The sequence below is a fragment of the Acidimicrobiales bacterium genome, assembly GCA_036491125.1.
In the GTDB taxonomy this organism is placed as follows: domain Bacteria; phylum Actinomycetota; class Acidimicrobiia; order Acidimicrobiales; family AC-9; genus AC-9.
This window is the reverse complement of record DASXCO010000025.1, coordinates 32637-43758: the sequence shown is the minus strand read 5'-3', so window position 1 is coordinate 43758 and position 11122 is coordinate 32637. Positions and strand designations below refer to the sequence as shown.

Below are 11122 nucleotides of genomic sequence, written 5' to 3'. Positions count from 1 at the left end.
ACGGACGAGATCTGCATTACGAGGCCCCCACCTTGCTCCCGAAGGACCGGGATCGCCGCTTTGGAGACGTGGTAGACGCCCCAGAAGTTGGTCTCGAACTGGGCGCGGAAGTCTTCGTCGTCGGTGGTCTCGATCGGTGAGACGTTGGCGTAGCCGGCGTTGTTGACGATGACGTCCAGGCGGCCGAAGTGGCGGCGGGCGTCCGCGATCGCTGAACGGGCGGCTGGGGCGTCGGTGACATCCAGGCCGATCGTGCGGATGCGGTCGCCGTATTCCGCGAGGAGGTCCTCGAGCTGGGCTGGCTGGCGGGCGGTGGCGGCGACGAGGTCGCCGGCGTCGAGGGCGGCTCGGACGAGGGCGCGGCCTAGGCCACGTGAGGAGCCGGTGATGAACCAGGTCTGTTCCATGCCCTCCAGTACAACACCGTTCTCATATTCTCCACGCCGTGGGCCGCCAGATCAGGCCAGTTCGGCCCTCGGGCTCGTTGTAGTACCAGACGATCATCAAAGGGAGCGCTACGAGCTCGCTCCTACAACAAGTCAAGGCGCCCGGATAGGTCCCCAGTGGTTGCCGAGGTGGTTCAAACTGGAGCCGATCCAGCGACTCCAGGCCCAGCGTTCCCTAGATCGACTCCCATGTGAGGTGGTACATGACCGCGAAGCAAGAGCTGCCGACCGAGGGCGCCCTCGCTCGCTATGAGCGGAGCGTGATCGAACGCGTCAGGGACTTCAACGACCCGCGCCAGGAATGGCGACGGCTGTTCTCCGAGCTGCTGGGCACGTTCTTCCTGGTGCTGGTGGCGGCCGGCGCGGGCATGATGTCCCGCGCCTTTCCGGCGACGATCAGCCGCCAGGCAGCCGTGGTGGCACCCGGTCTGATGGTCATGGCCATCATCTTGTTCATGGGAAGGCTCTCAGGGGCGCACCTCAACCCAGCGGTGAGCATCGCCTTCGCCCTGCGCCGTGACTTCCCGTGGCGGCGGGTTCCTGGCTACATCCTGGTCCAGCTCGTCGGGGCAACTCTGGCGGCTCTTTTCCTCCGTGCGGTGATCAACGTCTCGGCCATCTACGGGTCCAACTACCCCGCCCACGGCTACTCGAACATGGCCGCCTTCTGGATGGAGGTGTTCTTGACCATAGGGCTGGTCAGCGTGATCCTGGGCACGGCTTCGGGCGCACAGAGCATCGGCGTCTTCGCTGCCTTCGGGGTGGGGGCCTACATCGCCCTCGCCGGGCTGTGGGGCAGTCCGATCTCGGGAGCTTCGATGAACCCGGCCCGCACCTTCGGGCCTGACCTGGTAGGCACGACCTTTACTGGTTACTGGGTCTACGTTGCGGGGCCGGCTGTCGGTGCGGTGCTCGCCGTTGGCATCGCCTACGTCCTGCGGGGCCGCGGCGGCGGCAAGTCCGGCGCTGGTGCAGCACAGGGCGATCTCTTCACCGAGGTGTACGAGTCGGGCAAGTCTTGACCGTCGGGCTCGACGCAGCCTCCGCCGTCAGCTGAACGTCTGCCGGTACCGGGTCGCACTTGTGCCCGTAGGCGAGCCCCCAAGAGGCCACTCCCGTGCCGGCGTCGATAATCCCTTGGGTCGTTTCACCGGCGGCGTCGGCTACCCGTCTTTCGCGGTCGGCTCGGAGCTCGGCGAGCTGTTGAACGTGTCGGCGTGGGCCCGGCCTGCGGTGTCGACGACGACCACTTGATCTCCATCTCCAGCTCCGTTTTCCCGTCCTCGAGCTCGATCTCCAGCTCAAACGTGACCTCATTCGCCACGTCCAGCTGAAGCTTCTCCCCGCCCCCTTGCAGCTCGAAGTCACCGCTGGATCCGAGCGCCTCAGCCACCTCCAAGAGCCGCGCCGCCGCCTCTTTGCGCGAGAGCAGCTCCTTCCTCTCGAACTTCATCTCCGCCATCGCATCTCCGTTCTCGTCGATTCGTCCTTCAGCTGCACCAACCGCCCAAGATCATGGCAACGTTCGAGAGAACTCGCTCGTGGGCACCCGCTCCTCAGGTCTCGGCTCCGGCAGTCTGTTGACCAGCATCGGCCGGTAGGAAGATCGAGACAACGAGGCCGCCGAGGCCGATCACGGCCAGAACGCCCATGGCGATCCCATAGGCCTGATGCCCTGACCCGAGATCGGCCACCAGAATCGTTCCGGCGATGGCCGTGCCGAAGGCGGACCCGAGGTTCGACACGCTCCGTGACAGTCCCGAGATCTCACCCTGTCGCTCCTCGGGGAAGCTGGACTGGACGACGTTTACCGACGGGGTCAGCATCACCCCGACCCCGAGGCCGATGAACAGGAGACCGGGCGTGAAGGCGTAGGCGCTCGGCGAGCCCTTGACCATCGCCACCAGGAAGAAGATCCCGATCACCGTGGTCGTGAAGCCGACCAGGATCAGGGTGCGCTGGGAGAACCTGTTGGCCAGCCGCTCCGCTGCCAGCGACGAGACCAGGATGCCGGCCGTGGCGGCGGTGAAGATGACGCCGGTCTGGATGGCGTCGTAGCCCCGCACGACCTGGAGATAGGCAGATACGACGAAGGCCGAGCCCAGCAGCACCGCCCACTGGACATTCTGGGTGATGAGGGCGAGGTTCGAGGTGTGGTTTCGGAAGAGGCCGGTCGACAGCAGCGGCTCTCTGCCGGCTGACTCGAGAGCCCGGACATGGTGGAAGAACCAGGCGAGGACCAGGGCGCCGACGACCAGCAGGACAGCCGTGATGACGAGGTGGTTCTCCGCCTCCAGGATGCCCATGACCAGGAGAACCAAGCCAGTGGCTGACAGGATCGCTCCGACGATGTCAAAGGGCCTGGTCGGGTCCGGCGCCACGGGATCTTCCATCCGGCGGCTCAGGATGACGATCACCACGATCACCGCAGCCTGGAAGATGAAGGCAGCTCGCCACGTGATTCCCGTGGTGATCACACCTCCGATCAATGGGCCCGCGGCCGCCCCCACGCCCCCCATACCGCTGATGACACCGAATGCGCGGGCACGGGACCGGAGATCCGTGAAGAACATCGTCGCCAGGATGTACACGGGAGGGATCAGGAGGGCCGTTCCGACACCCTCGAAGATCGAGTTGCCGAGGATGAGGGTGCCGAGTCCGGGCGAGAAGGCGCTGAGCAGAGCGCCAACTGCGTAGATGCTGAGGCCGAGGGTGAAGCACCGCTTGCGCCCCCACCGGTCGGTCAGTTTTCCACCCGGGATCATCAGGGCGGCCATGACCAGCAAGAAGACAGTGATCGCCGTCTGCACGCCCTTGACGGTCGTTCCCAGGTCCGAGCTGATGTCGTTGATCATCACGTTCATGTTGGAGCCGGCGAAGCTGCAGATGAACTGAGCCAAGGCCAGAGGAAGGAGGACTCCCTGCGCAGAACGAGACGTCCGTGCGGCGGCGATATCTTCACCCACCGCACACCTGCCGAGATGGGTGACCTCGGGGGCTCACGACCGATTCAGCCAATGCTCAATCGACTGTGAGCTGATCGTCCTCAGCCGCTCACCACCTTGGACTTGAGCTGGTCGAACTCTGCATCCGAGATGACCCCTCGCCTCTTCAGGTCCTCCAACTTGGCCAGTTCGTCCGCCGGCTCGGGACCATCGCCCTCGGTCACGGCGGTCTCCTTCACGTACTGGCGGAAGGCTGCGTCTTGAGCTTGCGCCGCCGCCAAGGCGCGCTCGTGCATCTTTCCGCCCCGGAAAATCAGGTACAGGAACACTCCGAGGTACGGCAGGATCAGGAGTCCCAAGGCCCAAGCCGCCTTGGCCCACCCGGAGAGGTCGGCGCTGCGGAAGAGATCGCTGAACACCACGATCAGCAACCAGATCCAGATGATCCAGAAGAAGAAGACCAGGAACGCCCAGAAGACCTGGCCGTCACCAAAGGTCGCCAACATCGCTCCCCCTTTAGTCGTGGCCACGGCCTCACCTCGAGGCACGACTGCCACTGCCACAAGATTGCCATAGATCTTGACGCCCGGCGGGGGGTCAAGGTCTATGTCAGACCCCGCCTCGGACGCCTCGGATCACGACGTCACTCTGGGCGTTCAGTTCGCGGCCGGATACCGTCGTTCCGGCGTCGGCTTAGGACGCCCAGCGTCCGGCCACCACTTGGGCGAGCTCGGCAATCGTGGAACGAGAGAAGACGTGGACCGCTCGTGCCGCTGGCGATAGGCCGAGCGCCTGACGTGGAAGCCGCACGCGCAGCGCCCCGGGTCTGGACTCGAACACCAGCGGCGGATCCATCTTCATTGCCTCGCCGTCCACCCCGATCTCGACCGGTCCGCCGGAGTCCACCTGGAACCGCGGAGTGGTCCACTCGAACCAGCCCGGAAACCTCCGGACCTGCCCCGCTGCCTCGAGGGCCACGAAGCGGCTCGCGTCGCGGGCGTCCGAGATCCGAGCGGCGACGACTCCAAGTGCGCCGAGGTCCATCCGCTCTCTCGTCCCCCGGCCCGCCAAGCTCGCGAGCTGGTACGGATTGTTGGAGACGAGGATCATGTGGGCGCTCGGGTAGCTCGTGCCGTCAGGCCCCGTGAAACGCAGATCCAGAGGCTCGGCGCTTGTCCCCAGCATCTCGGGGAGCATGGCCGCCGCCGTCTGCCGCTTGGCGTCGCGGTATTCGGGGGACTGCACAATCTTCGCATACAACCCCAGCGAGGCATTGTTCACGAAGATCCGACCGTTGACCACGGCCAGGTCGATGCGTTCCTCGACGCCGTCGGTGTAGGCATCCAGAGCCCCGATCACGTCGTTGCGGTCGAGGCCGAGGTCGAGCGCGAAGTGATTCCTGGTGCCTGCGGGGATGACGACGTGGGGAACGTCGTGGCGGATGGCGATGGTGGCCACGAGAGCTTGAGAGCCGTCCCCTCCCGCCATGCCTATTACGTCTGCACCTCGGGCAATCGCATCTTCAGCCAGCTGAATGAGGTCGTCGCCTCTCCCGAGAACGATCGGTTCGATCCCCCGCCGCTGGCACTCCTTCACCACATCGAACTTCTCCACCTTTCCCCCACCGGACCATGGATTCATGATCAGGACAGGGTGCCGCGGGGACGGAACCGGGCTCCTCGAAAGCGCGCGCTCGCGCATCGCCCTCGTGCTCCGGTGGAGGGCCACACGCGCCGTCGCTACCGAGACAAGGGCGAGGACTGCAACCGAGATCCAAGTGATGAGACTGAGATCCGCGACGATGAAGCCAGCGATGAGGAGGCCCGTGCCCGCAAGCCCTATCACCATGCCAACGGACCGGCTGACACCGCGCCGTGACACGATGTACCAGCCCGCCACGACGATGGACAGCAGCCCGATGAGGGTGATGACAACGCCTTGCCAGTTGGCCGCCGCTGCCACTGCAACGATCACGACCGCCGCCGTCAGGGCAATGAGGGCCAGGAGAGCGGCGAGGCGTTCTACCGGCTCAGCCCGTTCAAGATTTGCATCGCCCATGGTGACCTCCCCTGTGGGCCAGGTTACGGCTCCGGTAGTTGACCGGCTCAGGCAAGCCGGTCGAGCACTCGATTGCACGACGTCCGCCAATCCGGTCTTACGAGGGCGGCCGCGAGTGGGGGCCAAGAGGGTCACGACGCCGATTCGGACGGTCCCGACGAGGGTCACCGGAGTACGAGAAAGTCCCGCTGAGCAGGCACTTTCTCTAGCAGCCCCAACGGGATTCGAACCCGTGTCTCCACCTTGAGAGGTGGGAGCAGGCCAGCTCGCGGCATAGGCGATTCTGTCGTTTGCGCTGGTCAAGGGCCATTTCCATTTGACCGAGAGTGACTGTGAAAACCCGTTCGTGTCCACTCGTTAGGACACGCTCGGGACACAGCGACTGACTGCGTAGCTGCACTCATAGGTGCACTCGCCCATAACACCGCCGACAGTCCGCCTGAGACTCCCTACGTGTGTTTGGGTATCTGAAGCCAGCGGCGAAGCCCGGCGGCCTATGCCTGGCGGTCCATCGGATCTCTCACTTCGGCACCTCCAAGCGTTCCTTCAACCTCTGCAGGTTCGCCGGCATCTCGCTTTTCGCCTGGCGACGCACGATTAGTGGAACGAGCAGTTTGCCGATGCCATGTCCGGTGAAGTCGAGCTCGATCCTGACCCGCGCCGTTCGGCGCTCGTCGAGCGGCTCCACCGCCACATCGACGGTCGCCCTGACAGGGCCGTCGATCGCTCTCACACCCCATGTCCTCGGCGCGTCGAGGTGCGTGATCTCGGAGGTGACTGGCCGCTCGGCAAACCCGATCCGGCGAGTTGTGAGGCACCTTTGTCCGACGCCGTGGGGCGGCTCGCCCTCCATGTGACCGTCGACCACGTTGGCCTGCCACTCAGCGAAACGGGAGGGGTCGGTGACGTAGGCGAAGACTTCCTCCGGCGGGCGAGCGACCTCGATGCTTGTCGAGAGCGGGGCCAATCAGACCACCCCCGCGACCTGCTCGGCGAACCGCCCGAGGTAGAGCGGCCAACCCTGATCGCCGGCAACGCCCTGCCGTAGGCCCTCCCAGCCCTCGCCGTGGCGGTCGAGGTTGCGGTGCTCAAGCTCGACCCTGGTGCGCTCTGAGGTCTCGGCGATGAAGCGCACCTCGACCTCGCTGGCCCTGCCGGGGTCGGTCTCGATCTGCCACTGCGGGCTGATGTCCCAAGTGAAGGCGATGCGCTCAGGTGGCTCATAGGCGAGCACGCGCGCCCATTGGCACTCGCTCCCGTCGACGCCACGGTCGTAGACGCGACCACCAGCGCGAGGTTCGAACACTGACTCGGCGATGTCCACCGCGAGCATGTTGTGCTCGCGGGGCTTGATCTTGTCGAACTGCTTGGTGAAGACGCGGAATGCACGCTCGATCGGCGCCTCAACCAGGACCTCTGTCCGAATCGAGGTCTGCTCTGCCTGGGTGGTCATCCATCCTCCTCTGTGGATTGCTCAACGAGTTGCTTGTAGGTCGTGAGGGCCTGGGTCCAGAAGCGGTCGAGCTGGGCGCGAAGCTCACCGAGCCCACCCGGGTCGAGCCGGTAGACCCGGCGCGCTCCCACGGGCCGGTCAACGACAAGGCCCGCGCCCTTCAAGACCTTGAGGTGCTGCGAGACCGCCGGCCGGCTGACCGGGAGCTCTTGGGCGAGCTCGCCGACGGCCTGAGGGCGGGCGGCAAGACGCTCGAAGATCGCCCGCCTGGTCGGGTCCCCAAGCGCCGCCCATTGGTCGATCTCGTAAGTTGACACTAACGGTAAGTTAATGCTTACAGCAATCGCCCGTCAAGCCAGTCGTTCACGAGAGGAGTGCACAGGGCGGGCGGCTCCGGGCGGCCGTCGGTAGGTCGCCATCGGAGCTTCGGTTGGCTCTGAGGGAACTCCTCGTTTAGCCAGCAGTTCGAAGGCCTTCCTCTCGAGCACTCTGGGCGACGTCACCTTGGCCACAACGGGAGCGGCGATGATGCCGGCTCGGGGTGATTCCTCAATGCCGCCCGACGGCGGCCCTGCGGGACTGGGCGGCAACAGCAACAGCAACAGCAAACATGATCAAACAATCGTTTGACAATTGTAGGATGGCGCCTACACTCACCCTTGTGGGTGACCGACGTGCCAAGAGCGCCATGTTCGACGCCTTCGCCGACACGGCGAAGGCCATGGCCAGTGGACGACGCGCCGAGCTCGTGGACGTCTTGGCCCAGGGTGAGCGTTCGGTGGACGAGCTGGCCGGCGAGATCGGGCAGAGCGTCGCCAACACCTCGCACCACCTGCATGTCCTCGCCGGATCTGGTCTCCTGGTAAGCCGCAGGGAGGGCACGAGGATCATCTACAGCTTGGCGAGCGAGCGGGTGAGCGAGCTGTGGGCAGCCATGCGCAATGTCGCGAGTGCCCACATGGCCGGCCTCGACCGCCTGGCGGAGTCCTACCTGGGCGACCGCGCCCAACTCGAGGCGGTGACGAGGCGAGAGCTCGCTCGTCGGCTCGAGGAAGTCGTGGTCGTCGATGTCCGGCCACCACTGGAGTACGAGGCCGGTCACATTCCGGGAGCTCGATCCGTCCCAGTGAGCGAGCTCCGCCGCCGGCTCCGGATCCTCCCCAAAGACGTCGAGGTGGTCGCATACTGCCGAGGGCGTTACTGCGTCTATGCCGACGACGCCGTACGGGCGCTCCGCCGGCGCGGCTACGACGCTCGGCGCTTGGAGGACGGCTTCCCGGAGTGGCGCAGGGCCGGTCTGCCCGTGGCCAGCGGGGCAGAGGCTGGGGGGAAAGGACGATCACGCCTATGACGGAAGATCTGCTCGTCGAACCGCAGGCCCTCAGGGCCGAGGTGCGCCACAAGTACCGGCAGGTAGCCGAGGCACCGGGCGGTAGCTACCACTTCCACACGGGCCGGAGTCTCGCCGCACGTCTCGGTTATGAGCGATCCGCGGTCGACGACCTGCCCGATTCGGCCGTCGAGTCCTTCGCGGGGGTGGGGAACCCCTTCTCCCTGCGGTCGCTGGACCCCGGAGAGCGGGTCGTCGACGTCGGCTCAGGCGCCGGCCTCGACTCGTTCGTCGCCCGCGCCCAAGTGGGGCCGGCCGGACAGGTAATTGGCGTGGACATGACGGCAGAGATGCTCGAAAAGTCCCGCCGGATAGCTGGCTCGCTCGATGTCGAGAACGTCGAGTTTCGCGAGGGCCTGGCTGAGGCCCTGCCCGTTGAGGACGGCTGGGCTGACGTCGTCATCTCCAACGGGGTGATCAACCTGTGCCCCGACAAGCGGGCCGTGTTGTCGGAGATCCAAAGGGTCCTTCGCCCCGGGGGGTTGCTGCAGTTCGCCGACATCGCTAACGGTCGGCCCGTGCCCGAGGAGGCCTTACGCAACATCGACCTGTGGACTGGCTGAATTGCCGGCGGGCTGCCCCGTGCGGGCTGGCAGAAGATGCTCGAAGACAGCGGATTCGCCGAGGTGGTGATCGGCGACGGCGTCGACACCTTCGGCGGCGCCACCGGCGAGGACAAGGCGCGGACCTACGAGGTGTACGGCTACGCGTTCCTGGCCCGCAAGCCGGGTTGACCTGAACCTGAAATGCGATTGCTCCACATCCGACCGAACCAGAGGAGGACATGATGGCTGCTGACGACAAAGTGGTCCTTGGACTTGTGCATGCGGAGGACGACCCCGAGAGCGTGTTGATCTGCTACTTGCTCGGCGTCGAGGCGCTGCGAGCGGGCAAGCAGGCGCTCATGTGGCTGACTAAGGACGGCATCAAAGTCGCGACGGATGGTTTTGCTACCACGGTGAACGTTCCGAACGCGCCGTCCATCACCGAGCTGCACGCCGAGTACGTCGAGAAAGGCGGACTTTTCTACGTCTGTCCCGTGTGCGTGAAGACTCGCGGGATGGAGGACGCCACGTGGACCAAGGGAGCTGAGATCAAGGGCGCGCCGTCGTTGTATGAGTTCACTGAGGGCGGGGCGCTGACGTTCAACTACTGAGCCTCGGCGTGACGGGGACGTCTTCGTGGGCCTGAGCCCTGACCTAAGGAGACTGATGCTTTGCCGATCGAGCGCCGATGACGGGAACCCTTCGTATGCCATGTGGCGCTGGGAGATGGCCGAGGCCGCCGACGGGACCGAGGTGGGCGTCTCCTGCGACCTCCACCCCGTGACGTTCTGGCGCCGGCATCTCCTGGCCAAGGTCCACTCTCGCCAGCTCCGCCAGACTGAGGTTCAGGCGTCGCGTCTCTCGGATAGCTGGTATTGCAGCCAGCCGAACCTGAGCGAATGGCGTTCGAGACATGTCTGTCAGTAAGGACGCCGTGCAAATAACCCCGGTCGTTGACGAGGGCCTGGGCAATGCCTCCTACGTGGTCGATCTCGGAGACGGAAGAGCGCTGGTGGTCGACCCGTCGCGTGACCCTGGGCCATATCTCGGCGTGGCGACGGATCGCAGGCTCGTCGTCGCCTACGCCCTAGAGACTCATCTGCACGCCGACTTCGTGTCCGGCAGCCGCGAGCTGGCCGCCCGGGGTGCCCAGGTGCTCGTCCCCGCCGCTGGCGGGATCGAGTTCCCTCACCGCGGCCTCGGTGACGACGCCAAGCTCGATGTCGGGGGACTAACGGTGTCGGCGTTGTCCACTCCTGGGCACACGCCGGAGCACCTCTCCTACCTGGTCCTGGCCGGCGGCCAACCACTGGCGTTGTTCTCCGGAGGATCGCTTCTGGTGGGGGCGGTGGCCCGCACCGACCTGATAGCCCCTGAGTGCACGGAGGAGTTGGCCCGGAAGCTGTGGCGCTCGCTGCACGAGCGGATCCTCAGCCTGCCCGACGACCTTCCCGTCTACCCAACCCATGGGGCGGGGTCGTTCTGTTCGGCGCCGGCCGGCGCCGAGCGCACCACCACCATCGGCCGGGAGAAGGCGGCCAACCCGCTGCTCGCCGCCTCCGACGAGGATGCCTTCGTGAACCTGCTCCTCGGCGGGTTCGGCAGCTACCCGCCGTACTTCCTGAGATTGCGGGAGGTCAACCGCGCCGGCCCCACGGTCTACGGCGCCGAGCCGCCGGCGCTGGCCCGTCTGGACGTGAGCGACGTTCGCCGCCTGACCGACGACGGGGCCGTGATCGTCGACGTCCGCCCGGTAACCGCCTTCGCTGGCGGGCATGTCCCCGGGTCGTTGTCCATCCCCCTGCGCGACCAGTTCGCCACGTGGCTCGGTTGGCTGGTCGAGCCCGGTCGGCCACTCGTCTTCGTTCTCGACCAGGACCAGGATCGCGCCGAGGTCCTTCGCCAGGCTCTCAAGGTGGGCTACGAGCACTTCTCGGGCGAGCTGGCCGGAGGCATCGACGCGTGGGAGGCCGCTGACCTGCCGGTGGGCCGCATCCGGCTCGTGCCCGCCTCCGGAGTCACCGGCGCCGTCCTCGATGTCCGCCAGGATGCCGAGTACGCGACCGGGCACCTCCCCAGCGCCATCCACGTGGAGCTCGGCTCTCTATCCGGTACAGCCTTGTCGAAGGCGGGGCCGGTCACAGTGATGTGCGGGCACGGAGAGCGAGCCATGACTGCTGCCAGCATCCTCGCCGCCAACGGACGCCAGGGGCTGGCCGTGGCCCTGGGCGGACCGGACGACTGGGCCGAAGGTCCGGGTCGCCGCCTCGAGACCTCTCAATGAG

Annotated in this window: 14 protein-coding genes; 6 read left to right on the top strand and 8 right to left on the bottom strand. The window is 66.0% G+C overall.

Going from position 1 to position 11122, the window contains the following annotated elements:
* Positions 1 to 407: SDR family NAD(P)-dependent oxidoreductase (locus tag VGF64_01935; GenBank protein ID HEY1633488.1), on the bottom strand; the 407-nt coding region annotated here is incomplete at its 3' end.
* 242 nt (positions 408 to 649) lie between these two features.
* On the opposite strand from VGF64_01935, the gene VGF64_01930 reads away from it, so the two are divergent.
* Positions 650 to 1468: an aquaporin gene (locus VGF64_01930; GenBank protein HEY1633487.1), complete on the top strand. Its 819-nt coding sequence runs from the start codon at positions 650 to 652 to the stop codon at positions 1466 to 1468.
* Between the two features lie 125 nt (positions 1469 to 1593).
* Here the strand turns inward: VGF64_01930 and VGF64_01925 are convergent, their stop codons facing one another.
* The 7 genes from VGF64_01925 to VGF64_01895 form a co-directional block, all read right to left on the bottom strand.
* The gene (locus VGF64_01925; protein ID HEY1633486.1) at positions 1594 to 1899 is read right to left on the bottom strand and encodes an amphi-Trp domain-containing protein; all 306 of its coding nucleotides are present in this window, start codon (positions 1897 to 1899) and stop codon (positions 1594 to 1596) included.
* A 103-nt stretch (positions 1900 to 2002) separates the two neighbouring features.
* Entirely contained in the window at positions 2003 to 3412 is a 1410-nt protein-coding gene (locus VGF64_01920) for an MFS transporter (protein HEY1633485.1), read from the bottom strand.
* 80 nt (positions 3413 to 3492) lie between these two features.
* Positions 3493 to 3921, bottom strand: a complete 429-nt coding sequence (locus VGF64_01915) for an SHOCT domain-containing protein (protein ID HEY1633484.1) — start codon at positions 3919 to 3921, stop codon at positions 3493 to 3495.
* A gap of 163 nt (positions 3922 to 4084) precedes the next feature.
* Positions 4085 to 5449: a diacylglycerol kinase family protein gene (locus VGF64_01910; protein ID HEY1633483.1), complete on the bottom strand. Its 1365-nt coding sequence runs from the start codon at positions 5447 to 5449 to the stop codon at positions 4085 to 4087.
* A gap of 520 nt (positions 5450 to 5969) precedes the next feature.
* The gene (locus VGF64_01905; protein ID HEY1633482.1) at positions 5970 to 6416 is read right to left on the bottom strand and encodes an SRPBCC family protein; all 447 of its coding nucleotides are present in this window, start codon (positions 6414 to 6416) and stop codon (positions 5970 to 5972) included.
* Positions 6417 to 6902: an SRPBCC family protein gene (locus VGF64_01900; GenBank protein HEY1633481.1), complete on the bottom strand. Its 486-nt coding sequence runs from the start codon at positions 6900 to 6902 to the stop codon at positions 6417 to 6419.
* Entirely contained in the window at positions 6899 to 7219 is a 321-nt protein-coding gene (locus tag VGF64_01895; GenBank protein ID HEY1633480.1) for a metalloregulator ArsR/SmtB family transcription factor, read from the bottom strand. Before VGF64_01895 ends, VGF64_01900 begins: the two co-directional genes overlap by 4 nt.
* A gap of 344 nt (positions 7220 to 7563) precedes the next feature.
* On the opposite strand from VGF64_01895, the gene VGF64_01890 reads away from it, so the two are divergent.
* From VGF64_01890 to VGF64_01870, 5 genes are all read left to right on the top strand, one after another.
* On the top strand, positions 7564 to 8253 hold the full coding sequence (locus tag VGF64_01890) for a metalloregulator ArsR/SmtB family transcription factor (GenBank protein ID HEY1633479.1): 690 nt from the start codon (positions 7564 to 7566) through the stop codon (positions 8251 to 8253).
* Positions 8250 to 8855 (top strand): methyltransferase domain-containing protein, encoded by a 606-nt coding sequence (locus tag VGF64_01885; protein ID HEY1633478.1) that lies wholly within the window; start codon positions 8250 to 8252, stop codon positions 8853 to 8855. The genes VGF64_01890 and VGF64_01885 overlap by 4 nt, the downstream gene beginning before the upstream one ends.
* A gap of 36 nt (positions 8856 to 8891) precedes the next feature.
* Positions 8892 to 9026 carry a hypothetical protein gene (locus tag VGF64_01880; protein ID HEY1633477.1) on the top strand — a complete coding sequence of 45 codons (135 nt, stop codon included), beginning with the start codon at positions 8892 to 8894 and terminating at the stop codon, positions 9024 to 9026.
* Positions 9027 to 9079: 53 nt separating this feature from the next.
* Positions 9080 to 9448 (top strand): DsrE family protein, encoded by a 369-nt coding sequence (locus VGF64_01875; GenBank protein HEY1633476.1) that lies wholly within the window; start codon positions 9080 to 9082, stop codon positions 9446 to 9448.
* A 302-nt stretch (positions 9449 to 9750) separates the two neighbouring features.
* Positions 9751 to 11121 carry an MBL fold metallo-hydrolase gene (locus VGF64_01870; GenBank protein HEY1633475.1) on the top strand — a complete coding sequence of 457 codons (1371 nt, stop codon included), beginning with the start codon at positions 9751 to 9753 and terminating at the stop codon, positions 11119 to 11121.
* Position 11122: the final 1 nt, after the last annotated feature.

Excerpts from the sequence above, each read along its gene's own strand:
- VGF64_01930 (HEY1633487.1), top strand. The coding sequence starts at position 650 with ATGACCGCGAAGCAAGAGCTGCCGACCGAGGGCGCCCTCGCTCGCTAT.
- VGF64_01925 (HEY1633486.1), bottom strand. The coding sequence starts at position 1,899 with ATGAAGTTCGAGAGGAAGGAGCTGCTCTCGCGCAAAGAGGCGGCGGCG.
- VGF64_01910 (HEY1633483.1), bottom strand. The coding sequence starts at position 5,449 with ATGGGCGATGCAAATCTTGAACGGGCTGAGCCGGTAGAACGCCTCGCC.
- VGF64_01900 (HEY1633481.1), bottom strand. The coding sequence starts at position 6,902 with ATGACCACCCAGGCAGAGCAGACCTCGATTCGGACAGAGGTCCTGGTT.
- VGF64_01885 (HEY1633478.1), top strand. The coding sequence starts at position 8,250 with ATGACGGAAGATCTGCTCGTCGAACCGCAGGCCCTCAGGGCCGAGGTG.
- VGF64_01880 (HEY1633477.1), top strand. The coding sequence starts at position 8,892 with ATGCTCGAAGACAGCGGATTCGCCGAGGTGGTGATCGGCGACGGCGTC.
- VGF64_01875 (HEY1633476.1), top strand. The coding sequence starts at position 9,080 with ATGGCTGCTGACGACAAAGTGGTCCTTGGACTTGTGCATGCGGAGGAC.
- VGF64_01870 (HEY1633475.1), top strand. The coding sequence starts at position 9,751 with ATGTCTGTCAGTAAGGACGCCGTGCAAATAACCCCGGTCGTTGACGAG.